At 61.0% G+C, this 26111-nt stretch carries 26 protein-coding genes; 10 read left to right on the forward strand and 16 right to left on the reverse strand.

Annotation, left to right across the window (positions count from 1 at the left end; all coding sequences use genetic code 11):
* Positions 1 to 36: 36 nt before the first annotated feature.
* Entirely contained in the window at positions 37 to 927 is an 891-nt protein-coding gene (locus J2X71_RS13940) for a proline iminopeptidase-family hydrolase (protein ID WP_310382647.1), read from the reverse strand.
* 125 nt (positions 928 to 1052) lie between these two features.
* On the opposite strand from J2X71_RS13940, the gene J2X71_RS13945 reads away from it, so the two are divergent.
* The gene (locus J2X71_RS13945; protein ID WP_310382648.1) at positions 1053 to 1835 is read left to right on the forward strand and encodes a LuxR family transcriptional regulator; all 783 of its coding nucleotides are present in this window, start codon (positions 1053 to 1055) and stop codon (positions 1833 to 1835) included.
* A 53-nt stretch (positions 1836 to 1888) separates the two neighbouring features.
* On the forward strand, positions 1889 to 2803 hold the full coding sequence (locus J2X71_RS13950; RefSeq protein WP_310382650.1) for a proline iminopeptidase-family hydrolase: 915 nt from the start codon (positions 1889 to 1891) through the stop codon (positions 2801 to 2803).
* Positions 2804 to 2845: 42 nt separating this feature from the next.
* On the opposite strand, the gene J2X71_RS13955 is transcribed toward J2X71_RS13950, so the two are convergent.
* The 9 genes from J2X71_RS13955 to J2X71_RS13995 all read right to left on the reverse strand — a co-directional run bounded on the left by J2X71_RS13955 (position 2846) and on the right by J2X71_RS13995 (position 11446).
* Positions 2846 to 3757: an ABC transporter permease gene (locus J2X71_RS13955; protein WP_310382651.1), complete on the reverse strand. Its 912-nt coding sequence runs from the start codon at positions 3755 to 3757 to the stop codon at positions 2846 to 2848.
* Positions 3754 to 4854: an ABC transporter permease gene (locus J2X71_RS13960; protein ID WP_310382652.1), complete on the reverse strand. Its 1101-nt coding sequence runs from the start codon at positions 4852 to 4854 to the stop codon at positions 3754 to 3756. Before J2X71_RS13960 ends, J2X71_RS13955 begins: the two co-directional genes overlap by 4 nt.
* Positions 4851 to 6374, reverse strand: coding sequence for an ABC transporter ATP-binding protein (locus J2X71_RS13965; protein WP_310382653.1), 1524 nt, complete (start codon positions 6372 to 6374; stop codon positions 4851 to 4853). The genes J2X71_RS13960 and J2X71_RS13965 overlap by 4 nt, the downstream gene beginning before the upstream one ends.
* A 3-nt stretch (positions 6375 to 6377) precedes the next feature.
* A complete protein-coding gene (locus J2X71_RS13970; RefSeq protein WP_310382654.1) occupies positions 6378 to 7478 on the reverse strand; it encodes a BMP family ABC transporter substrate-binding protein in 1101 nt (366 codons plus the stop codon).
* Between the two features lie 22 nt (positions 7479 to 7500).
* Positions 7501 to 8880: an amidohydrolase gene (locus J2X71_RS13975; protein ID WP_310382655.1), complete on the reverse strand. Its 1380-nt coding sequence runs from the start codon at positions 8878 to 8880 to the stop codon at positions 7501 to 7503.
* Between the two features lies 1 nt (position 8881).
* A complete protein-coding gene (locus J2X71_RS13980; RefSeq protein WP_310382656.1) occupies positions 8882 to 9541 on the reverse strand; it encodes a glutathione S-transferase family protein in 660 nt (219 codons plus the stop codon).
* Positions 9538 to 10383, reverse strand: a complete 846-nt coding sequence (locus tag J2X71_RS13985; protein ID WP_310382739.1) for an aromatic ring-hydroxylating dioxygenase subunit alpha — start codon at positions 10381 to 10383, stop codon at positions 9538 to 9540. Before J2X71_RS13985 ends, J2X71_RS13980 begins: the two co-directional genes overlap by 4 nt.
* On the reverse strand, positions 10383 to 11024 hold the full coding sequence (locus tag J2X71_RS13990) for a Rieske 2Fe-2S domain-containing protein (protein WP_310382657.1): 642 nt from the start codon (positions 11022 to 11024) through the stop codon (positions 10383 to 10385). The genes J2X71_RS13985 and J2X71_RS13990 overlap by 1 nt, the downstream gene beginning before the upstream one ends.
* Positions 11025 to 11173: 149 nt before the next feature.
* Positions 11174 to 11446 carry an acylphosphatase gene (locus J2X71_RS13995; protein ID WP_310382658.1) on the reverse strand — a complete coding sequence of 91 codons (273 nt, stop codon included), beginning with the start codon at positions 11444 to 11446 and terminating at the stop codon, positions 11174 to 11176.
* A gap of 202 nt (positions 11447 to 11648) precedes the next feature.
* Between J2X71_RS13995 and J2X71_RS14000 the strand changes: the two genes are divergently transcribed.
* Positions 11649 to 12206: a thioredoxin domain-containing protein gene (locus J2X71_RS14000; protein WP_310382659.1), complete on the forward strand. Its 558-nt coding sequence runs from the start codon at positions 11649 to 11651 to the stop codon at positions 12204 to 12206.
* A gap of 49 nt (positions 12207 to 12255) precedes the next feature.
* On the opposite strand, the gene J2X71_RS14005 is transcribed toward J2X71_RS14000, so the two are convergent.
* The 6 genes from J2X71_RS14005 to J2X71_RS14030 form a co-directional block, all read right to left on the reverse strand.
* Complete coding sequence (locus J2X71_RS14005; protein WP_310382660.1) at positions 12256 to 13770, reverse strand: carboxypeptidase M32; 1515 nt, start codon at positions 13768 to 13770, stop codon at positions 12256 to 12258.
* Positions 13771 to 13772: 2 nt separating this feature from the next.
* Complete coding sequence (locus tag J2X71_RS14010; RefSeq protein WP_310382661.1) at positions 13773 to 14789, reverse strand: oligopeptide/dipeptide ABC transporter ATP-binding protein; 1017 nt, start codon at positions 14787 to 14789, stop codon at positions 13773 to 13775.
* Positions 14786 to 15796 carry an ABC transporter ATP-binding protein gene (locus tag J2X71_RS14015; RefSeq protein WP_405049710.1) on the reverse strand — a complete coding sequence of 337 codons (1011 nt, stop codon included), beginning with the start codon at positions 15794 to 15796 and terminating at the stop codon, positions 14786 to 14788. Before J2X71_RS14015 ends, J2X71_RS14010 begins: the two co-directional genes overlap by 4 nt.
* Positions 15793 to 16638, reverse strand: coding sequence for an ABC transporter permease (locus tag J2X71_RS14020; protein ID WP_310382663.1), 846 nt, complete (start codon positions 16636 to 16638; stop codon positions 15793 to 15795). The genes J2X71_RS14015 and J2X71_RS14020 overlap by 4 nt, the downstream gene beginning before the upstream one ends.
* Positions 16635 to 17573 (reverse strand): ABC transporter permease, encoded by a 939-nt coding sequence (locus J2X71_RS14025; RefSeq protein ID WP_310382664.1) that lies wholly within the window; start codon positions 17571 to 17573, stop codon positions 16635 to 16637. Before J2X71_RS14025 ends, J2X71_RS14020 begins: the two co-directional genes overlap by 4 nt.
* A 181-nt stretch (positions 17574 to 17754) precedes the next feature.
* The gene (locus J2X71_RS14030; protein WP_310382665.1) at positions 17755 to 19332 is read right to left on the reverse strand and encodes an ABC transporter substrate-binding protein; all 1578 of its coding nucleotides are present in this window, start codon (positions 19330 to 19332) and stop codon (positions 17755 to 17757) included.
* 173 nt (positions 19333 to 19505) lie between these two features.
* Here J2X71_RS14030 and J2X71_RS14035 point away from each other — a divergent pair, with 173 nt between their 5' ends.
* The 7 genes from J2X71_RS14035 to J2X71_RS14065 are packed head-to-tail and all read left to right on the forward strand — an operon-like array spanning position 19506 to position 26100.
* Positions 19506 to 20516, forward strand: coding sequence for a GntR family transcriptional regulator (locus J2X71_RS14035; protein ID WP_310382666.1), 1011 nt, complete (start codon positions 19506 to 19508; stop codon positions 20514 to 20516).
* A 15-nt stretch (positions 20517 to 20531) separates the two neighbouring features.
* A complete protein-coding gene (locus J2X71_RS14040; RefSeq protein ID WP_310382667.1) occupies positions 20532 to 21233 on the forward strand; it encodes a creatininase family protein in 702 nt (233 codons plus the stop codon).
* The gene (locus tag J2X71_RS14045) at positions 21230 to 22246 is read left to right on the forward strand and encodes a 2-dehydropantoate 2-reductase (protein ID WP_310382668.1); all 1017 of its coding nucleotides are present in this window, start codon (positions 21230 to 21232) and stop codon (positions 22244 to 22246) included. Before J2X71_RS14040 ends, J2X71_RS14045 begins: the two co-directional genes overlap by 4 nt.
* Positions 22243 to 22989, forward strand: coding sequence for an SDR family NAD(P)-dependent oxidoreductase (locus J2X71_RS14050; protein WP_310382669.1), 747 nt, complete (start codon positions 22243 to 22245; stop codon positions 22987 to 22989). Before J2X71_RS14045 ends, J2X71_RS14050 begins: the two co-directional genes overlap by 4 nt.
* Positions 22986 to 24359 (forward strand): dipeptidase, encoded by a 1374-nt coding sequence (locus J2X71_RS14055; protein WP_310382670.1) that lies wholly within the window; start codon positions 22986 to 22988, stop codon positions 24357 to 24359. Before J2X71_RS14050 ends, J2X71_RS14055 begins: the two co-directional genes overlap by 4 nt.
* Positions 24360 to 24411: 52 nt before the next feature.
* Complete coding sequence (locus J2X71_RS14060) at positions 24412 to 25329, forward strand: M14 family metallopeptidase (RefSeq protein WP_310382671.1); 918 nt, start codon at positions 24412 to 24414, stop codon at positions 25327 to 25329.
* A gap of 24 nt (positions 25330 to 25353) precedes the next feature.
* Positions 25354 to 26100: a transporter substrate-binding domain-containing protein gene (locus J2X71_RS14065; RefSeq protein WP_310382672.1), complete on the forward strand. Its 747-nt coding sequence runs from the start codon at positions 25354 to 25356 to the stop codon at positions 26098 to 26100.
* Positions 26101 to 26111: the final 11 nt, after the last annotated feature.

Consider the following 26111-nt stretch of genomic DNA (forward strand, 5'->3'; position numbering starts at 1 on the left):
CTTGTCTTCGGCGGGTTCCGATCACCTGATCCTGCATCAGCTTGCCCTGTGCCGCGACAGGAAATCGACCAGCGCGGGATAATAATCATGCGGATTTTCATAAAACGGCATGTGGCTGGCATTGGCGAAAACCTTGAGTTCGGCATTCGGCAAGGCAAGCTTCATGCGCAGCGCGCAGGCCGGCGTCAGTTCGTCATGTTCGCCCGTGGTGATCAGCACCGGCGTCGTCACACCAGGCAGTTCGGGGATGCGATTCCAGTCCTTCAGGTTGCCGATATAGAGGAATTCGTTCGGACCCTGCATGGTCTCATAGGGACCCATGTTCCAGTCGTCGAGTGAGCGGCGCACGGGGGCCGGCCATTCCGGCAGGCGGCAGACATGGCGATAATTGAGGATCGTCACCGCCGCCTGATATTCCGGATGATTATAGGTGCCCTGCGCCTCGTGTTTCTGCATCATCGCCACCGTCTCGGGTCCGAGGGCGGCGCGCAGCCGTTCCAGTTCGGAAATCAGGTGCGGCATGTCGGCAACGGTATCTTCCAGGATCAGCGTCTGCAGGTTTTCCGGATAGGTCAGTGCGTAGTCGATCGCCAGCCAGCCGCCCCAGGAGTGGCCGAGCATATGCACCTTGCCGAGGCCGAGTGCCTTGCGCACCGTCTCGGTCTCCTCGACATAACGGCTGATGGTCCAGAGCGATGCGTCGGTCGGTCTGTCGGAGGCGCCAGTGCCGAGCTGATCGAAGGCCACCACGCGATAGCCTTTGTCGATGAGACAGGAATGGGCCTCGCGCAGATAATCGCAGGGCAGACCCGGGCCACCATTCAGGCAGAAGACGGTCTCGCTGCCGTTCCCGAAGCTGTAGGCGACCACCTTGTAACCGTCGACTTCGATCTCATGTCGCGTCTCAGGCTCGATTTCACGCCACATTGACCGCTCCGGCAGAAGATTTTGCTTGCTCAATAATTGGGCATGGCTAAATTTTTACCTTAAACCATAGCCTTTGCCAGCTATAAGAAGTGATAGGGTGGTGAACCACCGACCGGGAGCCTGCCATGCTTGACGAAATCGGAACGATCAGACGGCAATTCTCAGCCCATCAGACGCTGGACGGGCGTATCGATCAGGTTTTCGCGGCGATGAAAGAGATCGGTTTCGAGGCCCTGATCTACGACTACACACCGGTGCCTTATGACATTGACGGGGCGATCATGATCCCGTCACTGTTGAAGCTGCGCAATATTTCCGAGGACATGCGGGAATACTGGTTCGACCGCGGCTACTTCCGCATCGATCCCGTTCAGCAGGTGGCGCTGCGCACCTCCGCTCCCTTCTTCTGGAATTACGACCGGGATGCAGACACGCTCATCAATCGCTTCATGAGCGATGACACCGCGCCGGTGACGCGCTATCTCAGCGAACGTGACATGTCGACGGGTGTCACCGTTCCCGTCCATATGCCCCGAGGCGACTATGCGACGGTGACCGGCATCCGTTTCGGTGCCAACAGCGATTTCGAGCAGCATGCGCTGCGCTACATCGCCGATTTCAACCTGCTGGCCCATGTCTTCCACGAAGCTGCCTATTCGCTTTTCGATGCCAAGGCGTTGAGCGTCGGCAAGGTCCGCCTGACGGAGCGGGAGCGCGAATGTTTGCGCCATTCGGCAGAGGGCCTCTCGGCCAAGGAGATTTCGCGCATCATCGACCGTTCGGTGCCGACCGTCGTTATGCATCTCAATGCGGCTGCCAAGAAGCTCGGCGCTCGCAACCGCACGCAGGCCGTCGTGCGGGCCACGCATTACCGACTGCTGGAAGATCGCCCATCCTATAACTTCTGATAGCTGCCTTCGCCTTTTCGGCCACGCTATGGTCTCCATCATTGCCCTAGAGGATGGAGATATCTGTGGCCTCAGTTCCGACGAAGGAAGCCTTTCTGCCGTTTCGCGAATACCGGACATGGTATCGCATCACCGGTTCGCTTGATTCCGGAAAACTGCCGCTCGTCGTCGCCCATGGTGGTCCCGGCTGTACGCATGACTATGTCGATTCCTTCAAGGGCATCTCGGAGCTCGATGGCCGCGCCGTCATCCATTACGATCAGCTCGGCAACGGCAACTCGACCCGGTTACCCGAGAAGGGGCCGAATTTCTGGACGCCGGCGCTCTTCCTCGAAGAACTCGATGCGCTGCTGAAGCATCTCGGCATTCAGGATCGCTACGCCTTCCTCGGCCAGTCCTGGGGCGGCATGCTGGGTGCCGAACATGCAGTACGCCAGCCGAAGGGCCTGAAGGCGCTCGTCATCGCCAATTCGCCTGCCAACATGCATACCTGGGTGGCAGAGGCGAACCGTCTGCGTGAGGAACTGCCGCAGGAGGTGCAGGATACGCTGCTGAAGCATGAGGAAGCTGGCACCATTACCGAGCCGGACTATGTTGCCGCCTCGCGCGTCTTTTACGACCGGCATGTCTGCCGTGTTTCCCCATGGCCGCCGGAAGTCGCGCGCACTTTCGCGATCATGGACGAAGACAACACCGTCTACCGCAACATGAACGGCCCGACCGAATTCCACGTCATCGGCACGATGAAGGACTGGACGATCGAGGATCGCCTGCCGCTCATCGAGGCGCCGACGCTTTTGATCTCCGGCAAATATGACGAAGCGACCCCGCTCGTCGTCAAACCCTATGTCGATCGTGTGAAGGGTTGCGAATGGGTGCTCTTCGAGAACTCCAGCCACATGCCGCATGTCGAGGAACAAGAGCTTTGCCTCGACATCGTCTCGGCCTTTCTCACCAGGCATGATTGATCGCAGTCAGCGGCCTGCGCCATCAGTGCGGGCCGCATTCTGCTATCGCTCGAATGGCTCGCCGAGCGAGGCGACGCCATTGAGCTTCAGCAGGCGACGATCTGCCGAGATGATGCCGAGCACAATGATCGTCACGAGATAGGGCAGGCAAGCCAAAAGCTGAGAAGGCACGTCGAGCCCGGTTGCCTGCGCGGCAAGCCCCATCAGCGATACGGCGCCGAAGAGGCAAGCCCCGAGGAAGATCCGCCCCGTGAGCCAGGTTCCGAAGACGACGAGCGCAATGGCGATCCAGCCGCGGCCGGCGATCATGCCATCCGCCCAGAGCGGCGTATAGATCGTCGATGCATAGGCGCCGGCAAAGCCCGCCATCATGCCGCCGAATGCGACAGCCGCGAAGCGTACGGCGATGACGGAATAGCCGATGGCGTGAGCGGCCTTCGGGTTTTCGCCGACGGCGCGAATGACGAGACCCACCTTGCTATAAGCAAACGTCGCCCAGATCGCGAGTGTCACCAAAAGCGAAAGCCAAACGACGATATCCTGGGTGAACAACCCGCCAATGAGAGGAATGTCGGAAAGGCCGGGAATGGTAATCTTCGGCAATGCCTTGACGGTGAGGCTCTCATAGCTCTTGCCGAACAGTGCCGACAGGCCCTGACCGAGAATGCCGATGGCAAGCCCTGTCGCGACCTGGTTTGCGTTGAAGCCAAGGATGATCCCGGCAAAGACTAGCGAGAGCAGGACGCCGCCGATGCCGGCCGCGATAAACGCCAGAATGTGGCCGCCGCCGTGATAGACGATGATGAATGCGATGACGGCGCCGAACGCCATTAGCCCTTCGACGCCGAGATTGAGCACGCCCGCGCGCTCGACCACAAGCTCGCCAAGCGCTGCAAGCAAAAAGGGCGTCGCTGCCGCCAGCATGCCGGCCAAGATGAACTCGATGGCATTCATGATGGGCTCCTGATAGCGACAGGGCGCCAGGCAAGGCGGTAGCGGACGAAGGCGACGGCGATCAGATAGGCGAGCAGCAGGCTGCCCTGGAAAACGCGGACGGCTGCGATCGGCAAATTGGCGGAGACCATGGCATTGTCACCGCCAATGTAGAGGGCCGCCATAACGATCGACGATATGACGATGCCGATCGGATGCAGCCCGCCGAGATAGGCGACGATGATGGCAGCATAGCCGTAACCGGTCGAGATCGAGCGCTGCAGCTGACCGAGCGGGCCGGCGACTTCGGCTGCGCCCGCAAGACCGGCGGCTGCGCCACCGATCAAGAGCGACAGCCAGATTGCCCAGCCCTCTTTGAAGCCGGCATAGCTCGCAGCACGTGGCGCCAGTCCGCCAACCTGCAATTTATAGCCGGTGAAGCTCTTCTGCATGAAGATCCATGCTGCGACGGACAGCAAAACGGCGAGGATCAGCGAAACATTGACGCGCGTTCCCTCGATCAGGATCGGCACCATCGCGTCATACTGAAACATCACCGACTGCGGGAAGTTGAAGCCATTCGGATCCTTCCAGGGGCCGAGCAGCAGATAATTGAGAAGCTGCACCGCAACGAAGCTCAGCATCAGCGAGACCAGGATTTCGTTGGCGTTCAGCCGGACACGCCAGAAGGCCGTCAACGATGCCCAGAGCGCGCCGCCAATGGTGCCGAGCAGCAGCATCGCCGGCCAGATCCACTGGCCGGTCGCATCCGGCCACCAGATCGGAATGGCGGAGGCAAAGATTGCTCCGAGCACGAATTGCCCTTCAGCGCCGATGTTGAACACCTTGGCGCGGAAGCCGATCGCCAACCCCTGCGCGATCAGCAGCAGCGGTCCAGTCTTCAAAAGTACTTCGGAGAAGGACGCCCAGGAAAAGAAGGGTTCGATCAGCATCGCATAGATGACCGCAGCCGGATCACGCCCCATGACGACATAAAGGCCGAGATTGAGGAGGATCGTGATGACAAGCGCGATGGGCGGGGCAAGCAGGGTGGCGGCAAGCGAGGCGCGCTCCCGGCGGACGAGGGTTGGCAGGGCGGCAAACAGAGGTCTGCTCATGCGATCGCTTTCTCGCGCTGCGACTGGGCGCCGATCATGTATCGGCCGATATCTTCGGGTTTGGTATCGCGCGTGACGAGCGGCGGGCTCAGCGTGCCGTGGTGCAGGACCTGGATGAAGTCGCTAAGTTCGAACAGTTCCTCCAGCTCCTCGGAGATGACGAGGATCGCCATGCCTTCGTTGCGCAGCGTGATCAGCCGCTTGCGGATTGCCGAGGCTGCGCCGATATCGACGCCCCACGTGGGCTGGGCAAGGAAGAGCAGTTTCGGTGCCAGCATGATTTCTCGCCCGACGATGAACTTCTGCAAATTACCGCCCGAGAGTGAGCCGGCTTCGGCCTCGGGGCCACGCGTGCGCACGTCGTAGTCCCGGATGCACTCATTGGTGAAGGCGGTCGCCTGCGCCTTGTCGAGCAGGCCGCGTCTGACGAGGTTCAGGGGATGGGCGGTCAGCAGGCTGTTGAGGGTGAGCGACATCTCGGGAACTGCGCCACGGCCGAGTCTATCCTCCGGCACGAAGGCAAAACCAAGCTGCCGGCGGGCCGCCGAGTCCAGCGTGCCGACATCCTTGCTCATCATGAAGATCTGATCGCGTTGTTCCCGCGGCAGGATCGTTTCGCCGGAGATCAGCGCCGCAAGCTCGCTCTGGCCATTGCCCGAAATGCCGGCAATGCCGAGGATCTCGCCGGCGCGCACGGCCAGGCTGATCTGAGAGAGCGGTACTGCGAAAGGATCGTCTGGCCTGTAATCAAGGCCAATCAATTCCAGCCGCTTTTCACCTGCGGCAAGCGGCAGCGCCGGCATGGGCTCCGGCACGTCGCGGCCGATCATCATGCGGGCAAGGTCATGGGCGTCATGCTCGCGCGGGTCGACATGGCCGGTCACGCGTCCACCGCGCAGGATCGTCGCCCGGTCGCAAAGCGACTGGATCTCTTCCAGCTTGTGGGAGATGAAGAGGATGGAAACGCCGCCATCACGCAGCCGGCGCAAGGTCTCGAACAGCTTCTCCACGGCCTGCGGCGGCAGGACCGATGTCGGCTCGTCGAGGATCAACAGTTTCGGATTGGTCATCAGGCAGCGGATGATTTCCACTCGCTGCCGCTCGCCGACGGAAAGCGAATGCACATGGGCGAGCGGATCGACCTCGAGGCCGAACTCGTGCCCCAGCTTGCGGATGCGCTCAGCCAGTTCGGCTTTCTTGCCAGCCACGATAAGCCTGATGTTCTCGACCACCGTCAGGCTTTCGAACAGCGAGAAATGCTGAAAGACCATGCCGATGCCGGCACGCCTTGCCTCCGCGGGGGAGGCAAGGCTAAGGGGGTGCCCGTTCCAGGCGACGGTTCCGCTGTCCGGCTGCTCGACGCCGTAGATCAGCTTCATCAGGGTCGATTTGCCGGCCCCGTTTTCTCCGAGGATGGCATGGATCGAGCGGGGAGCGACGTCGAGGTCGATCTGCTGGTTGGCATGGACCTGGCCGTAGCTCTTGGAGATGCCGCGCAGCGACAGGAGCGGGCTTACCATGGCTTACTTCGGCAGTGGCGTCTTGACACCCTTGACGTGCCAGTCCATCGCGACGATCTGGGCGTCCGTCAGCGTCGCACCCGAAGCAGCACCTTCGCTGCCATCGGCCTTGGTGATCGGACCGGTGAAAGGCGAGAAGCTGCCGTCGGCGATCTTTGCCTCGATTGACTTGATCTTGCTCATCGTATCGGCCGGGATTGCCGGGTTCCAGTCGACGACTTCGACCACCTTGTCTGCGACGCCGAGAAAGGTGTTGGCGCCCTTGAAAGTGCCGGCGAGATGGGCATCGACCGAAGCCTTGAAGAAGGGCGACCAGTCGGTGGCGACGCAGCCGAGATAGGTCTTTTCGGCATATTTCTTCATCGAGGAGTTCAGGTTGAAGGCATAGATGCCGGCTTCCTCGCAGGCAGAGATCACCGAAGGCGTATCCTGCGCATTGGAGAAGATCACGTCGCAACCCTGCGAGATCAGCGCCTTGGCGGCTTCCTGCTCCTTGGCCGGATCGAACCAGGAATTGACCCAGACGACGGAGACTTCCATGTCAGGCTTGACGGACTGCGCGCCGAGCGTGAAGGCATTGATGGAGGTGATGAGTTCCGGAATGGCAAAGGCCGAAACCGAGCCGAGCTTGCCGGTCTTGGAAACGGCCGCCGCCGCCATGCCGAGCAGGTAGGTGCCCTGGAAATATTTGGCGGCGAAGGGTGAGAAGTTCGGCGCGACCTGGAAGCCCGATGCATGCAACACGGTGACCTTGGGATTGCGGCGGGCGATCTGCAGCGCACCATTCTGATAGCCGAAGGAACCGGCGATCAGGAAATGGTTTCCGTCGGCGACCGTTTTGTTCATGATGCGGTCGGCATCCGGGCCTTCGGCGATGTTCTCGATAACGGTGACCTTCACCTTGTCGCCATAGGCGGCCTTGATCGGATCGATGCCGGCGGCAAGCGCATGGCCCCAGCCGACATCGCCGATCGGCGAGGGCACGACGAGGGCGATGCCAAGCGGTTCGTCGGCGGCAAGTGCGGAGCGGCCGGCAAAGGCGGTGGCGAGGCCGGCAGCGGCCGCGCTCTTCATGAGCGTTCTGCGGGTCAGATTGTTGGACATGTCAGTTCCCCTCTTTTGGTTTTCAAAATTCGACGGTCGCGAGCGCCGCTTCGGCGTCCGCAAAAAGCTTGAATTCGTCGAGGTCGGTGAATTCGGCTGCCTGCCAGACGATGCGCCCATTGATCATGGTGAGGTCGGTCGGCATGCCGATCCCGACCTTGGCGATCAGGCTCAGCGGATCGTGGCGCGTGCCGACATAATCCATCCGCCGCGTATCGATCGCGAAGAGATCGGCGGCCATGCCCGGCGCCAAACGGCCGATATCACTGCGTCCGAGCAGGCTTGCGCCGCCCGTTGTTGCGTAGCTCAGGAAGTCGACCGGCGGCGGCACCGGATGACTGCGCGTCGATGCCGCCAGGCATTGCAGCATGTAGGCGGAATGGATGCAGTGCATGAGGTTCGAATTGTCGTTCGAGGCAGCCCCATCGCAGCCGAGCCCGACGCGAAGGCTAAAGGCTGACATTGCGGGAATGTCGGTGACCTCGGCGCCGACGAGATAGACCGGCTCGGGGCAATGGGAGACGCCGGTGCCATTTGCCGCCATCTTGCGCAATTCGTCATGCGTCAGTTCCCAGCAATGGGCATAGAAGGTATCCGGGCCGGCAAAGCCCAGTTCAGCGCAGTAATCTACGGTGCGCATGCCGTGCCGCGCCTCGATGACAGGGCTTTCCCCTTCGCCAACATGCGTGTGCAGAAACACCCCGCGGTCACGGGCAAGTGCTACGGATTCGACGAAGGTCTCGCGGTAGCAGTTGACCGGCTGGCAGGGGGCGACCACCACCTGCCGCATGCTGAAGGGGCTGGCATCGTGGTAGCTGTCGATCAGCCGGGCGCAATCGGCGATGAATTCGTCCGTCGTTTCCAGCATGGCATCGGGGATCGTCGATCCCTCGGACTTCGGCAGCGTGTTGCCGCCGCGGCCTGCATGGAAGCGCATGCCAAGAAGCTCAGCTGCCTCGAACTGGCGGTCGATCAGGCGCTTTCCGGCGTGCCGGGGGAAGCAATATTGATGGTCGAAGGCCGTCGTGCAGCCATGCTTGATCATCTCGGCCATGGCAGTGACTGAGGAATGGTAGAAGCAATCCTCATTTAACCGCGAGAAGATCGGGTAGATCCGGTCCAGCCATTCGATGACCGACAGTTTCGTCCAGTCGAGATCGGCTCGGTTGCGCACGAAGCACTGGAAGAAATGGTGATGCGTGTTGACAAGGCCCGGATAGACGAACCAGCCGGTGGCATCCTGGACGATCGTGCCGGAAGGCAGGGGCTCCTGCGACAGGTTCGCGCCAATTGCCTGGATCGCCGAACCATTGGTCAGCACGTCCACGTTCCGGCGCACACTTGGTCCGTTGCCCTCGTCGACGATCACGGCTGCGCAGTTCTTCAGGAGGTAGCCGGCCATATCAGCTTTCCTCCTTCGCAGGATGGGGATCGGGTTTTAGCTCGTGCAGTCGGTGGATGCCGGGCATTTCGATGAAACCGTCGATGCTGCGGATGGCGCGCAGCCACAGCCGGATCGTTGGGTAGGGATCGAGCGATATGCCGCCATCAGGTGCCAGCGCCACATAAGGGAAGCAGGCGATGTCGGCGATCGTGGCACGGTTCGATGCAAGGAAGCGCATGCCACGAAGCTGTTGTTCGAAGAGACCGGCTTCCAGCTCTCGCAATGCTGCGATCCCCTGCGTCTGCAGGGTGTTTATTTTTCCCGGGCGCAGCAGCATCTCGTGCAGCCGCGCGCCGCCGAGGTTCGCCGTCAGCCGGTGCGAGAAGGAGAGCCACTGCTGAACCCGTGCCGTCTCCTCAGGCATGCTGGTGCCCAGCCATTCCGGCGCGCTTTTGGCGGCGAGGTAAGCGAGGATGGCAGAGGATTCCGTCAGGACGAGATCAACATCCTCGAGGATCGGAATGGAACCTGCCGGATTGAGCGCCAGGAGTTCCGGTCCGCGATGTTCGGCGCCGGGATGGAAATCGACCGGCCGGATATCCAGCTTGATGCCGAGGATCGCGGCCATCAGGCGGATCTTGTAGCAGCTCGGCGAGAGAATGTAGTCGTAGAGCTTCATTGCGCGACCAACTGTGCGCCGTAGGTATAGTTATGGCGCTTGAGCCAGCGTCTGTAGGCGATCGATGTAAGATCGGCCCTCGTTGGGATTTCCATGCCGGGATCGAGCGGCAGCAGGGTCGGGATCTGGTTTTCGAGGATCGAGCGATCCTGCAGGAAGATCGTCTGCTGAAAATGGATGAGGTCTGTCATCGGCGTTTCGTCATCAAAAAGAGCCATCCATGGCCATACGTCGCAAAGGTCTTCCGCAAGCGGCTGCACGAACAGGGTAATGACATCCCATTCGCCCGGCCGGGGAGGGCAGGTCTTGTAAAGCACTGAGCAGGTCGGTGCCGGCACGCGGTACATATATTCGGTGGTGATTCCGCCGCTTGCCGATTTGGCGGCCTGCGGCTGGTAGAATTTCACCTGCGTCGCCCAGACCTCATCCTCGTCCTCACGGATCTCGACCTTGTAATTCTCGACTTCCGTATGTGGCTCGGCGCCGAGAATATCGGTGTGGACAAAAGGGAAATGGGCGATGTCGAGAAAATTCTCCACCGCCCGCAACGGCGAGCAGCGCACCCGTACCACGCCCACATCGACGAAGCGGCGGCCAGGCTGATCAGCTTCGGGAATGGCAAAAAGCTCCTTGGCAGGATTGCCGAGGGAAGACCAGACATGGCCGTAGCGGACACGGACCGGGAGGTTGCGCCCATCGGACGATGTTACCCGCGCATTGCCATCGGGCGTGCGCGCCACTTCGATGGGCTCGCCCATCAAAGCGGTTTTGGTCCCGGTCTCGGTGAGTTGGGAGAAGAGGCCGACCGGATACCACTCATCGATCATCGCGCCAGCCCTCATCATGCGACCTCCTTTCGCCGCGCTTCCGCCTGGCGGCGCACAGCCTCGGCGATACGGGACGCGGCAACATGGTCTGCCGGGCTGCGATCCTTCTCGATCAAGATGTGAATGAGCGTACGATCGACCTGCTCAGCCGGCAGCAGCCGGACCCAGGGAAGTTCGGCGATGCGGATAAGCCCGTCCGAATCGACTTTGGCGCGAGCGGCGTCTTCGAGTGCTCCAATATTCGTCTCAACAGTCAGCGAGCGCAACGGCACGAGATCGTCAAAGCCCGGCGGCTGGGCCGCTGGCTCGCCAACAGCCACCCAGATGACGCCGTTCGATTCCGCGACCTTGTGGACCGCGACACGGATCGTTTCCGGCGGCACGAGATCGGGATGGGCGGGGATGCGGATGCACCCTCCCGCCGGAGAATAGCTCCAGCCATGATAGATACACGAGAGTGCCTCCCCTCGCACGAACCCATGGGACAATCGCATCCCGCGATGAGGACAGCGATCCGACGAAGCGGATGCGCGTCCGGACTGACTGCGCCAGAGAGCGATCGATCCTGCCGATGTCCAGGCCGGCATGATGGTTGCCGGCGGCAGATCAGCAGAAAGGGCGACAGGCGTCCAGGAGCCGGCCGTAGCAGATGGCATGACGTATAATTCCTCAATTTTACCAAGGCTTTAGCGCTGTTGGCCGCGCACTGCTGCCGTGCTCGTGGCCTCAGTCGTCAAAGGCTTGCATAAAAAAATCGCATTGGCAACAATGATTAAATAAAGGGCAGCGGTCAATGTTGCCTGTGCTACGGTGTGTCGGTCGGATCTACAATCCTGCGCTGAATCTCATCCACCCAGACATCGATCGGGCCAAGCGAACATCCCATTTCCAGCATGTCGATGAGTTCAACCGGGCCCGCGACCTCGACTTCGATTCGGTCGGCGCCTGTGTGAAGGAAATCCCGGGATAATCCGAGCTTGTCGGCATGGCGGCGGATCCATGGGATGAATGAGGCGGCGTTGACATCGCCGAGGATCGTCATCCGCTCGCGCAACTCGCCCTGTCGTATCTGCATCATTGAATTGTCCATCGTCTGATCCGTCACGACACCATAGCGGCTCGCTGCTTTTGCGAAAGAGGCATGACAGAACGAACGTTCTTATGCCTTTTATATGCCGTGAAGAATCAGGACGGGAAACAGCCATGTCGTTAGCGACGCAGGCTGCTCCAGTGATTAAGGTAGTCTGCACCATCGCGCTGCAGAACAAAAGGACATGGGCATGACGACGACTTCCTGGCACGCAGATGCGCTCGTTTGGGGCACTGGACCGCGTATTTTCGAGACCTTCCTTGAGCCGACCTGCCCCTATTCCGTCCGGACGTTCAAGAAGCTGGATGCGCTCTTGGAACAAGCCGGAGCGGACAGGATCACTCTGAGGATCCGCCTGCAGTCGCAGCCCTGGCACCTCTATTCCGGTGTGATCGTGCGCTCCATTCTCGCGGCATCGACGCTGGAAGGCGGCAAAGAGACTGCGAAGAAAGTCATGGCGTCCGTCGCGGCCCATCGCGAAGAATTCGAGTTCGAGCGCCACGCCGGCGGCCCCAACATGGATGCCACGCCGAACCAGATCATCGAGCGCCTCGAGCGCTACAGCGGCGTTGCGTTGAAAGAAGCCTTTGCTGTTCCCGATCTCGACAAGGAGATCAAATGGCATTGCAAATATGCCCGCCAGAACGGCATTCATGTCTCGCCGACCTTCATGATCGACGGGCTGGTACGCCCGGACATGAGCAGCGGTGATGATGTCGAGGCCTGGGTCAAGCTGCTGATTGGCTAGCCGTCTCAGGCAAGCTTATTAAACAAGTAAGTGAAAGACCTCACTACCCTCAGACGGTGAGGTCTTCGACCTTGCGCGCGAGATCTCTGATATAAGCAGCGACGGAGAGGTCTTGCCCCGTTGCATCCACCAGCAGTTGGCTCGGGCTTTTCGACCGCCCGTATTGATGGATATTGTCGTTCAGCCAGGTCTTCAGCGGCAGATAGTCGCCCGCTTCCAGGCCGCGCTCGATCGACGTCTCTTTGCGAGCGGCGGCGAAGAACTGGGAGGACATGACGTTGCCGATCGTATAGGTGGGGAAGGAACCCACCATGCCCGACGACCAGTGGACATCCTGGAGCACGCCGAGCGTATCGTTCGGCACATCGAGGCCAAGATAGGCCTTGATCTTCTCGCGCCAGATCTCAGGCAGATCGGCGACGCGGATCTCGCCCGCCATCAGCCCGGCCTCGATCTCCGAACGCAGCATGATGTGAAGGTCATAGGTCAGTTCGTCGGCCTCGACACGGATGAAACCCGGCCGCGCGGCATTGACCGCCCGCCAGAAATCCTCCGCTGTGACATCGAAGAGCTGGTCGGGGAAGGTGGTCTGCAAGTCGGCGAAGTTCAGCTCCCAGAAGCGGCGGGAGCGGCCGACGCGGTTTTCCCAGAGGCGGGACTGGGATTCATGCGTGCCGAAACTGGTGCCACCGACGGCATAGAGATTGACGAAATCGGTGGTGAAGGTTGAACGGCTGAAGGCTTCCGATATGCCCTGCTCGTAGATGCCGTGACCTGCCTCATGCCAGACGGCAAAGAGGCCGCCGGGCAGCCAGGTCTCACGGAAGCGGCCGGTGATGCGCACGTCGGAACGCGTAAAGGAAATCTCGAAAGGATGGACTGTGTCGTCGAGGCGCCCGCGATTGAAATCATAGCCGAAGCGGGTAGAGATCAGGCTGGAGAAGGCCCGCTGCCGGTCGACCGGATAGGCGCGGTCGAGAATTTCGGAGCGGACTTTTGCTTCTTTCGCGCGAGCGAGCAGCGGCAGCAGACCGTCGCGCAATTCGCCATAAAAGCCGCGCAGCCGCGACCAGCTCATGCCTGGCTCGTAGGTTGCGACGAGCGCATCATAGGGATGTTCCTCGTAGCCGATGTCGGCGGCGATCTCGCGCTGTATCTCCATCGTGCGTTCGAGAAGGGGGACGAAACCGGCGAAATCATTGATAGCGCGGGCCTTGCTCCAGGCCGCCTGGGCAACCGTTTTCAGTTCGGCCGCGGCGCTGACGAGAGAGGCGGAAATACGCGAGAGCGTGTCGATTGCGGCGGCTGCCTGTTCGACCGCGAGGCGGCGCGGATTGGCGGCATTGATGCCCGACAGTTCCAAGCGCGCGTCCTCAATGGCGCGTTGCAATTTGTCGCTTGTGGCAAGATCGCGGGCGAGGCCGACAAGCGTGGCTATCTGCTTGCCGCGCGCATCGACACTGCCTGGCGGCATCATGGTGCGCGCATCCCAGGTGAGCAGGTTCACGGCGCAAAGGATATCGTTGATCCTGGCAATCTCGGTTTCGAAAACGGCAAAGCTCATGGTTATCTATCCTGTTGGAGCGCGGGTGCCCCGAAGTCTTCAAGGTGGCAGGCAGCAAGTTGGCCGTGGCAACGTGGCGTCAGGAGCGGTCGCTCGACCTTGCAGCGGTCGAAGGCATGCGGGCAGCGGCTCGCGAAGGCGCACCCGGGTGGCACCTCAAGCGGGCTCGGCAGTTCGCCGCGGGCGGCAACCGTGCGGCTGCGGCGTGAGGGATCGAGTTCAGGTGCGGCATCGAGCAGGGCCTTGGAATAAGGGTGGCGCGGGGCGGTGAAGAGGCCTTCCGAGGCGTTCACCTCTACCACCTGGCCGAGATACATGACGGCCACCCGATGCGAGATGTGGCGCACGAGGCGTAGATCATGGGCGACAAAAATGACGGTGAGGTGCAATTGCTCCTGCAGTTGCAGAAGCAGATTGACGACCTGCGCCTGCACCGAGACGTCGAGCGCCGAAACCAGTTCGTCGGCGACGATAACGTCGGGCTCGACGGCGAGTGCTCTTGCAATACCGATGCGCTGGCGCTGGCCACCGGAAAACTCATGTGGATAGCGTGCGACCGCGTCCCGCGGTAGGCGCACCAGCTCCAGGAGTTCGGCGATGCGATCCTCGATCTGGGGCTTTGGCCGCATCTTGTGAACGGAAAGCGCTTCGCCGAGGATCTGCGAGACGGTCATGCGCGGGTTGAGCGAGCCGTAGGGATCCTGGAAGATCATCTGGACGCGCCGGTTGAAGGCGCGACGTTCGCCGCCGCGGAGCGTGCCGATATCCTTGCCCTCGAAGCGGATCGCTCCGCCATCCGGCTCGTGCAGGCGCACCAGACAGCGCGCCAGCGTCGATTTTCCACAGCCCGATTCGCCGACGATGCCGAGTGTTTCGCCGCGGTGGATCTGCAGCGAGACGTCGCGTAGCGCATGGACTGCGAGCGAAGGCTTTCCCTGGAGTCTGCGCGTCAGGGAATAAGGGCCAGCAAAACGCTTCGAGATGCCGTCGATCGAAAGAATGGGAAGGTTCGCGTTCAAATGATCGCCTCTGCCGCAGCCACGAGCTCATGGTGGAAACAGGCAACCATACGCTCCCCGGAGGCGACGACGGCCTCCAACGGCGGCCGTTCTCTCAGACAGTGTTCGGTTGCAAACTTGCAGCGCGGATGGAAGGCGCATCCATCCGGCAGATTGGTGAGGCTTGGCGGTGTGCCCTCGATCGATTGCAGCACCGTGCGGGAAGCGCCCGAGCGGGGCACCGAGCCCAGCAGGCCGCGGGTATAGGGGTGGAGCGGCTTGCTGAAGACGTCGACGACTGTTCCGGTCTCGACGATACGGCCCGCATACATGACCGCCATGCGGTCGCAGGTCGCGGCGACGACGCCGAGGTCGTGGGTGACGAGCACGACGCTCATCGAGAGCCGGTCGCGCAGGTCGAGCAGCAGTTTCAGGATCTGGTCCTGGATGGTGACGTCGAGCGCCGTCGTCGGCTCGTCGGCCAAGAGGAGCTTAGGCGAACAGGCGAGCGCGATGGCGATCATGGCACGCTGGCGCATGCCCCCCGAAAACTGGTGCGGATACTCCAGCAGGCGCCGCTCGGCGGCGGGTATGCCGACGATGTTCATCAGTTCCAGCGCGCGCGCTTTGCGCTCCCTGGCATTCAGCGTCGTGTGAGCGACGAGATTCTCCTCAATCTGCATGCCGACCGGCAGGACCGGGTTCAGTGCCGTCATCGGCTCCTGGAAGATCATCGCGATCTCGCCGCCGCGAACCTTGCGTAGTTCTTCGGCCGGCATGGCGACGAGATCGCGGCCGCGCCATTCGACACGGCCGCTCACGTGTCCTGGTTCGCGGATCAGTCTCATGATGGAGCGCAGCGTGACGCTCTTGCCTGAGCCGGATTCGCCGACGAGCCCGACGACTTCGCCCGGCGCCACATCGAAATCGACATCGGCGGCGGCAATCGCCTGTCCGCGCGGCGTGTCGAAAGTCGTCGTCAGGCCGCGCACGACCAGCCCGCCATTCTCGTTCGGCATGCCCATCATCGTCTGACCCTCAACAGTTCGGCGACACCATCACCTGCCAGGCTGAAACCGAGGCCGGTCAGCACGATCGCGACACCTGGAAAGACCGAGATCCACCAGGCGGTATTCATGAAATTCTTGCCGTCGGCGATCTGCACACCCCATTCGGCGGCCGGCGGCTGGGCGCCGAGACCGAGATAGCCGAGGCTGGAGCCAAGAAGGATGGCAAGCGCCATATCGGTCATCCAGTAGACGATCGCAGGCGTGATCGCATTCGGCAGCAGGTGGCGGAAGATGATGCGTAGCGGCGCATAGCCCATCACCCTGCCGGCATCGGCATAGTCGAGCCGCTTCTGCACCTTGATTTCGGCTGCGATCAGCCGCGCATAGAAGACCCAGCCGACCACGCCGACGGCGACATACATGTTGCCGAGACCAGGTCCAAGCACGGAGACGATGGCGATGACCAGCACCAGAAAGGGGAAGGTGATCGTCGCATCGACGATGCGGCCGAAAATCGACTCCCAGATGCCGCCGGCATAACCCACGAAAGCGCCCACGATCGTGCCGAAGATGAAGGGGCCGACTGTTGCAAAGACGGCGATCTGCATGTCTATCGTATAGGCGTGGATGACGCGCGAGAGCACATCGCGGCCGAAACTGTCGGTGCCGAAAGGATGCGCCCAGCTCGGCGGTTTCAAGAGCGCGTTATAGTCGAATGTCGTCGGATCATAGGGCGCAAAGAGCGACGGCCAGATCGCAACGATCAGGCTGAGGCCGAGGATGATGCCGCCCGAAATCAGCGAGCGCGGCATGCGCAAGCGCGACACAATGCGGGCAGGCTTGGCGGCGAGACCGGTCATCGGGCAATCCTTGGGTCGAGCCAGGCCTGGACGATATCGGTGACCAGGAAGGTCAGCGAGACGAGGATCGCCAGTGCGATGGTGAGGCCCTGGAGGACCGGATAATCGCGGCCGTAGATGCTTTCGATCAACAGGCGGCCGGCGCCTGGAACGGCAAAGACCGTTTCGGTGATGACGGCGCCGCCAAATAGCGTGCCCGTCTGCAGGCCGAAAAGTGTCACGGTGGAGATCAGCGCGTTGCGCAGTATATGGCGTATTAGGATGACGCGCGAGCGCAGGCCCTTGGCGGTGGCGAAATCGACATATTCGGCGTTCATGACGCCGATGATGGAGGAGCGCAGATTGCGCATCAGCACGGCGGCAAAACTCAGCGCGAGCGTTAGCGCCGGCAGGAAGAGATGGTAGATGCGATCGCCGAACGCATCGCCATAGCCGCCGACCGGGAAGATCTTCAGCTGCGCGGAAAAGACGGTCAGGAGCACGATACCGACATAGAAGACCGGCATCGACAGGCCGACCTGAAAGGTGCCGCGGATGATGCTGTCGGGAAGCCGTTCGCGTTTCAGCGCGGCGACGAAGGCGAGCGGTACGGCAAGAACGAGGGCGATCAGGGCGGACATGACCGTCAGCATGAGGGTTACCGGCAGGCGCTGAAGGATCAGCGACATGACGGATACTTTCAGGCCGATAGAGTTGCCGAGGTCACCGGTCAGGATGCGCTCGACATAATAGAGGAACTGCACGGGCACGGGCTGGTCGAGCCCGAGTTGCCTGTTGATGCGCTCAACGTCGGCATCGATGGCGCGGTCGCCGAGCATGGCACTGGCGGGATCGCCCGGCAGCAGACGCACGAGGACGAAAGTGAAGATGAGAATGAAGATCACCGTCGGGATCATCTGAAGCATACGGCGAATTATGAAACTGAAAAGAGGCAATAGCCGCTCCGGGTCTTCCTCCAGAGCGCAGTGCGTCCATTCGGATGCACTAAGGACGCTCTAACTCTTTGAATCTGGGCATCAGGCTTTCCGAAAAGCGGTCACGATTTTCGGACCGATGCCTTAGTCGAAAAAGGCCGCAGGCCCCAAGGGAGGCCCGCGCAGCAGGCTGGGTCAGGGGTTACTTGTCTTTCCAGGTCTTGGCGAAGATGTTGTTGCCAAGCGGGATTTGCAGGAAGCCATGGACCTTCTTGCTGAGCGCAACCGGATAGGGCGTCTCATAGAGAGGCACGATCGGCCCCTGGTCGTTATAGATTTCCTGCATCTTCGCATATTGCTCGGCACGCTTCTTCGGATCCATTTCCTTTTGGGAGTCTTCGAAGAGCTTGTCGGCCTCGTCGCTCTTCCAGCCGGTGTGCAGCGCGTCGATCGTCTTGGAATAGACGAAGTAGGAGGTGATTTCGTTCGGATCGGCGATGTCATCCGTCCAGGCGGCATTGCGCATCACGAAGGTGCCGTCGCGATATTGCTGGGTGCGGGTCGGGTTGTCGACCTGCTGCAGTTCCAGCTTGATGCCGATCTGTCCCCACATCTGCTGCAGCGCAGTCGAGATGCCGATTTCGTCCTGATTGCCCGCCAGCACGAGGATGCTGGTCGAGAAACCGCTTTCGAAACCAGCTTCCTTCATCAGGCTCTTCGCCTTTTCGAGGTCGTAAGGATAGAGCGGCTTGTCGCCGACGTGCAGCGGTGTCGCCGTCGACATATAGGAAGTCTGCAGCGTGCCGACGCCATGGGTGACGATCTGGATGATCGCGTCCTTGTTGACGGCATAGTTCATCGCCTGGCGAACCTTGGCGTTGGACAGAGGATTGTCCTTGCCGCCGAGCTGCGGACGTACGTTGAGCGTAATGTATTCGACACGGGTTGAGGGGAAGAGTTCCATGTCGAGAGTGCCGGACGACTTCAGTTCGTCGACGCGGGCGTAGGGAATGAATTCCGCACCGTCGATTTCGCCTGATGTCAGTTTCAGGATGCGAGTCGCATCGTCAGGGATCAGCTCGAAATCGATGCCGTCGAGATAGGGCAGCGGTTTGCCGTCCTCGCCCTTGCCCCAGTAATATTCGTTGCGCGCGAGCTTCATGCTGGAGCCGCGATCCCAGGATTTCAGCACGAAAGGACCGGAGCCGACAGGATGCTCGCCGAAGGCCTTGGCCTTTTCCTCGTCGGTCGCGCCCGGCGAAGCCTCGAAAGCCTTCTCCGGCATGATGCCGGTGTTGAAGACGGTCAGTGCGGCGAGGATGGCCGGATCCGGATGCTTGAGCTTGATGATGACGGTCTTGTCGCCCTCGGTCGTAACGTCATCGATGGACTCGATCATGAAGCCCCAGATGCCGTTGTCCTTCTTGGCAGCGCGCTTCAGCGACCAGGCGACGTCGGCAGGCGTGATCGGCGAACCGTCGGAGAACTTGATGCCGTCACGCAGAGTCAACGTGACGCTCGTGCCGTCATCGGCGAGCTTGTAATCGCTGGCTAGGCCCGGCTGTACATCCTTGCCATCGTCGGTCGGCAGGAGCAGAGTGTCGTAAAGGTTGGACAGGATCCAGATATCGACATTGGCGTCGTTCAGGACCGGATCCAGGAAAAGGCTGTCGGCATAGCGGCCATAGGTCAGCGTGCCGCCCCGCTCCAGGGCGAATGCTGAAACACTGGTTCCGAGTAAAACTGCAGCGGCCACGGCCGCACGAGCGATCGTTCTCATATCATTCCCCTTTTATGGATATTAACTGTTCTTATTGGTTATAACGATTTCACGCAGCAAAAAGCCTGTCAACTGGTTTTCGTATGATCCCATCAAGACACTTGGCTTGTCTAGGCGCCTATTTCACGATAACTGTTATATTGTTCTATAACAGATAGCGTCGAACGGGTCTCATGGATTTTTTCGTCGACCGGGAACTGCCCGTGCCTTTACGCACGCAGCTTCACGGCCTAATTGAATATGGCATTGCCTGCGGTGAACTTCTTCCGGGGGAAGCGCTCCCTTCGGTTCGGGAACTCGCCGAGAAGGTGGGCGTTGCCCCGATGACTGTCAGTCAGGTCTATGCCGACCTGAAGGCGGCAGGCCTCATCGACACGCGCCCAGGCTCCGGCACATTCGTCGGCGACAGCCACCAGGCGCGGCTTGCAGCACGAGCGGACGCCACCGAACTGCATCGCCAGATCGATCACCTTATCGATGAAAGTCGGAGGCTCGGCATTCGCTCGTCGGACCTGGTCTCGCTCGTCAATGCCCGGGCCTTTTACCGAGACAGCATCGGTCCACGGCTGCGCATCGTCATGATCGGCATCTTTCGGGATGCGACGGCGAGCTACGCCCGGTTCATCGCTGCCCGCCTTGGCCGTGATGTGACGGTTGAACCGTTGACGGTCTCCTCGATCGAGCGCAATCCGGCCGCCATGGCACGCGCCAACTCTGCCGATCTCGCCATCACCTTTGCCAACCGGCACCGCGAGGTCGCAACCCTCGTGCCGAACACCAAAGTGGTTACGATCAGCTTCACACCGTCGGAAGAGACGCGCCGGGCGCTTGCATCGCTCGATTCACTGGCTTCGATCGCCGTCGTCTCGCGCTTTCCGGATTTCCTGCCGATCATGAAGAGCGGCGTGCAGCGTTTTGCGCCGCATGTCAGCGAAATCACCGCCACGACGCTCGAGGCGGCGGGTCTGGAGGCGCTGCTCGCCAATGTCTCCGTGGTGATCTACGCATCGGGTGCGGAAAGCGTGACCGAGCTTCTGCCTGCCGGCATGCAGGCGATTGAATACCGTCATGCGCCTGACACGGCCGATATCGAAAGAGTGATCGTGCCGATCATCAAGGCGGAACGCGTCTCGTCCCAGGGCGAGGAAAATCCCAAACGAAACGACATCGATGCAAAGGTCTAGGAAAGGCAGAGCGAGATGAGAGTGTCCCAGTCAAACTGGCAGCAGATCGAAACCTATCTGAAAACCGATGACCGGGCGATCCTGCCGCTCGGCAGTACCGAGCAGCATGCCGGCCTGTCGCTCTCGGTCGATTCCATTCTGTCGGAGAAAGTGGCGGCCGATGCCGCAGCGCCGCTGGGTGTTCCGGTCTTTCCGGTCGTGGCCTATGGAATCACGCCCTATTTCCTGTCCTATCCCGGCACGATCAGCATCCGCCAGGAAACCTATATCAGTCTCGTCCGCGATATTCTCGACGGCCTGAGACGCCAGGGTTTCCGCCGCATCTTGATCGTCAACGGCCACGGCGGCAACCAACCTGCCGGCAGCATGGCGATCGAATGGATGGCCGACAATCCGGATACGGCGGTGAAGTTCCACAACTGGTGGAATGCGCCGAAGACTTTCGCCAAGGTGCAGGAGATCGATGCGGTCGCCTCGCACGCGTCCTGGATGGAGAATTTCCCCTGGACCCGTCTTGAAGGCATCAAGCAGCCGACGCAGCAGAAGCCTATGATCGATCTTGCCCGCATGCGCGTCATGTCGCCGGATGCCGTCAAGGCCTATCTCGGCGACGGCAATTTCGGCGGCTATTACGAGCGGCCGGACGACGAAATGCACGCGATTTGGGATGTGGCCGTGGAGGAAACCCGTGCGCTTCTCGACGGAGGCTGGGCATGAGCGAGCCGATCCTGATCTGGGGCGCCGGTGCGATCGGCGGCACGCTCGGCGCTGCCTTCATCCGGGCCGGCAACGAAGTGATCTTCGTCGACAACGTCAAGGAACATGTCGATGCCATCAACGAGAAGGGCCTGAAGATCGTCGGTCCGATCTTCGAGGACGTGGTGGAGGCCAAGGCCTATCTCCCGGAAGAGCTGGAAGGTACCTTTGCGCGTACCTTCCTTTGCGTGAAGGCTCATCACACCGAAGATGCGGCGCAAATGCTCGTCGAGCATCTCGCCTCTGACGGCTATGTCGTTTCGGCCCAGAATGGCCTTAACGAGCGCGTCATCTCCCGCATCGTCGGTGAACACAGGGTAGTCGGCTGCTTCGTCAATTTCGGCGCCGACTATCTCGAACCCGGTATCGTGCAATATAGCGGCCACGGCGCCGTGGTCATCGGCGAACTCGACGGGGGTTTTACCGACCGTGCCGAAGACATTTACGAACTGATGAAGCAGTTCGAACCGAAAGCCCTGATCACCAACAATATCTGGGGCTTCCTCTGGGGCAAGCTGATCTATGGCGCTCTGCTCTTCGGCACTGCGCTGACGAATGACAGCATCGCCGACGTGCTGGATAACCCGACCGCCCGGCCGGTTCTGCGCAGGCTGGCGTTGGAAGTCGCTACTGTTGCGGCGATCAACAACATCAAGCCGGAGGCTTTCGACGGCTTCGATCCGGCCGCCTTCGGTCCGCTCGCAACGCCGGAAGAGACCGACAAATCCTTCGACGACATGTCGGGCCACAATCGCAAATCGGTCAAATCGCATTCCGGTATCTGGCGGGATCTCGCCGTGCGCAAGCGCAAGACCGAAGTCGATGCGCAGGTACTGCCGGTAGTCGAAATCGGTCAGGAATCGCGCGTTCCAACGCCGCTTGCCGCGCGCGTAATTTCCATGATCCATGAGATCGAGGAGGGCAAACGACCGCTCACGGTCGCCAATATCGAAGAGCTTGCGAGGGTGGCATGAATATCTCCTTTGATGGAAAGGTGGCCGTCGTCACCGGTGCTGCCCACGGTTTCGGCCGGACGATCGCGCAGGGTTTTGCCGACCGCGGCGCGCGGGTTCACGCCTGCGATGTCAATGCGGCGGGACTGGAGGAAACCGTAAAACTCTGCGGTGAAAAGGCCACGGTGCATGTGCTCGACGTCGGCAACCGCACCGACGTGCAGGCGCTGGTGCCGACCTTCGGCGAGGTCGATATCCTCGTCAATAATGCCGGCGGCGTGCGTGGCCAGGTCGGACGGCCGATCGAGGAGATTTCCGAAAGTGACTGGCAGACGATCTTCGATGTCAATCTTTCGGGCGCCTTCTTCATGGCGCAGGCGGTGGCGCCAACCATGAAAAGCCGCAAGGCCGGCCGCATCATCAACATTTCGAGCGGCGCCGGCCTCGGCATTTCGCTGACGGGCATCCAGGCCTATGCCAGCGCCAAGGCCGGTCAGATCGGCCTGACGCGTCAACTCGCCCATGAACTCGGCCCTTGGGGCATCACCGTCAACAATGTGGCCCCCGGCTTCGTGCGGTCCAACCCGACCACCGAGCGTCAATGGGATGCAATGGGCGAGGAAGGCCAGGCTCGGCTTCTGCAGAATATCGCGCTGAAGCGCCTAGGTCTGCCGGAAGATATCGCGGCGATGGTGATGTTCTTCGCCTCCGATTATGCCGGCTGGATATCCGGTCAGGTCATCAGTGTGGACGGCGGCAAATGAGCGTCGAGACCTATCTGGAAGAGAACTATCCGGCTGCAGTTGACGATCTCAAGGCCTTCTGCCGCATTCCGAGCGTCAGCACTGATCCGGCCTTTGCCGATGGTATTCGTCAGGCCGCGGCGTTCGTGGCGGATCGCCTGCGAAAGGCAGGTTTCTCTGCCGTCGAGATGCTCGAGACCGGCGGCCATCCGGCCGTCTATGGGGAGTTCCTCTCCAATCCCGATCTGCCGACCTATCTCGTCTACGGCCATTACGACGTGCAGCCGCCCGATCCGCTCGAAAAGTGGAAAACGCCGCCTTTCGAACCGGATGAGCGGGATGGCAGGCTTTATGCCCGTGGCGTCTCCGACGACAAGGGACCGCTGCTGATCCCGATCACCGTCGCCGAGGCATTCATGCGCGTCGAGGGCCGGTTGCCGGTCAATCTGAAGGTGCTGATCGAAGGTGAGGAGGAATCCGGCAGTCCGCATTTTGCGCTGACGCTCGAAAAATACCGCGACAAGCTTTGCTGCGATCTTGTGCTTTCGGCCGATGGCGCCATGTGGCGCCCGGGCAAGCCGTCGATAACCGTGGCAAGCCGCGGGCTGGTGGCCCTCGATGTCACGATCATCGGTGCTATGAAAGACCTGCATTCCGGCCGCCACGGCGGCAGCGCACCGAACCCGATTGCAGCCCTTGCGGGCCTGCTCGCGACCATGCATGGGCCGGATGGCCGCGTCAGCGTCGAGGGTTTTCTCGACGGCGCCACACCGCCCGATCCGAAGATCATCATGGCGATAGAGGCATCGCAATTCGACAGCGCAGCCTACTATCGGGAGATCGGCGTTGCCGGCGGCGATCCGATCGATAACGGCCGCGAGTTGCTGATCCGCCAATGGCTGGAGCCGACGCTTGAATTCAATGGCATCTCTGGCGGCTACCAAGGTAAAGGTACCAAGACAGTCATTCCGAATATGGCAAGCGTGAAGATCACGTGCCGCCTTGTTGCCGGGCAAAAGCCGGATGCCGTGATCGCCGCCATTATCTGCCATCTGCAAGAGCGCCTGCCGAAGGGCTTCCTCCTCGAAACCCATCGTCACGGGCCGGGCAGCGAGGCCGATTTCGTCGATCCGGGCCTGCCCGCGCTGAAGATTTCGGAAGAGGTTCTTGGCGAATTGCTCGGTGCGAAGCCATTGCGCGTCGCCATGGGGGCGACCATCCCGATCGGCAGCGCCTTTCGTCAATATCTCGGCAGCCCTTCGATCTTCTTCTCCTTTTCTACGGCGGACGAGGATTACCATGCCCCGAATGAATTCCTGCGGCTCGCTAATTTCAAGCTGGGCATGCGGGCCTGGACGATGTTGCTAAGGCGGCTTGCCGCCTTGGCCTGAATGAAGCCAAGACGAGGCGAACGCCGACAACGTTTTGACAGAGGATTTTTCGATGACATCCTTGCCTGCCCTGCGCACCGGAAAGCCCCGGTCGGAATTCGGCCATGTCCGCCCAACAAAGGAGCTCGAAATCCCCTTTGCGATCATCGAAGGGGCGGAAGAGGGGCCGTGCCTGCTCGTCACGGCCGGCGTTCATGGTTCTGAATTCTGCTCGATCGAGGCAACCGTTCGGCTGATGAAGACGAAGCCGGAGGAGATCAAGGGCACGCTCATCGTCCTGCCGATCCTGAATGTCGAGGCCTTCTACAGGCGCAACATCTATATCATGCCGCAGGACGGCAAGAACCTGAACCGCATGTTTCCCGGCAAGCCCGATGGAACGACCAGCGAGCAACTGGCGCATTGGCTGGTGACCGAGGTGTTCCCGAAAGCCGATGCCTATATCGATTGTCATGGCGGTGACCTGAACGAAGGCCTGGCGCCGTTCACGATCTTCCCGTCAGGCTGCGAAAAATCAAAAGCCCTTGCGGCTGCCTTTGGCATCAAGGTTGCCGTTGCGGCTGGCGGCTCCGGCTATTCGGTTGATGCCTCCCACAAGCTCGGCATTCCGAGCATCCTGCCTGAGGCCAGTGGCAACGGCCTTTGGGGCGAGGCGACCGTAACGCAGATGACGGATGGTGTCCGTCGTGTCATGCAGCATATCGGCATGCTGCCCGGAGAAGCACCAATAACCGCGCTCGACGTCGTGACTATGTGGGTGCCGACGGCACTGGTAACGGGCCTCTGGTATCCGCAGAAGGATCTCGGTGATCGCGTGGCAGTGGGCGAATTGCTGGGCGAGATCAAAACCGTCTTCGGCGAGACGCTGGCGAGCATCCATTCCGAAAAGGCGGGTTTCATCCTCTATCGCCTGACAAGCCTCTCGGTGAATGAGAAGGAAGCCCTGCTTGGTGTCGGCACGCCGGCCTGAGCAACTCTCAAGAGAAATCTCGATATGCATTTGGAAATGAAAGCCGCAGACACTCTTCGTGAACTTGCACCGACCGGCAGGTTGCGCCTCGGCATTGTCGTGGCGCCTGCGGCTTCGGCCTTCTTCGTCATTTTGGACAACGGCACCTATCGCGGCGTAACGGTCGATATCGGCCGGGCGCTCGCAGCAAAGCTCGGCCTGGATGTCGAGATCGTCCGTTTCCCCAATTCCGGTGCCTGCACGGATGCAGTGGAAGCGGGCGCCATCGATGTGAGCTTCATGCCCGTCGATGACGAGCGGCGTAAACGCGTGGCCTTTGGTCCGGCCTATTATCTCATCGAGAGCACCTATCTCGTGACCGCCGCCTCGGGTATCGAGAGCCTGTCCGAGGTCGACCGTGCCAGCGTGCGTGTCGTCGGCATAACCAATACCACGACGATCCGAAGTGCTGGCCGCTCATTGATGACGATCCGGCCGGAGCCGGTGGAAACGGTTGCCGAAGGCGTCGAAAGGTTGCTGGATGGCCGGGCGGATGCTCTTGCCCTTTCCCGAGATGCTTTCCGTTCGCTCTTGCCGCAATTGCCGGGATCGCGTGTGCTGGACGGTGGCTTTCAGCGTACGGGCATTGCGATTGCGACCGCAAAAGACAGGCCGGCAGCCCTCGCTTTGCTAACCGATTTCATGGAAGAGGCAAAGGCGAGCGGTCTGGTGCGCAAGGCATTAGATGCTGCCGGCTTCGCTGATGAGCCGGTGGCACCGCCCGGGGGCTGACCCGCTTCCCG

This window comes from Rhizobium sp. 1399, from assembly GCF_031455475.1.
Classification (GTDB): domain Bacteria; phylum Pseudomonadota; class Alphaproteobacteria; order Rhizobiales; family Rhizobiaceae; genus Rhizobium.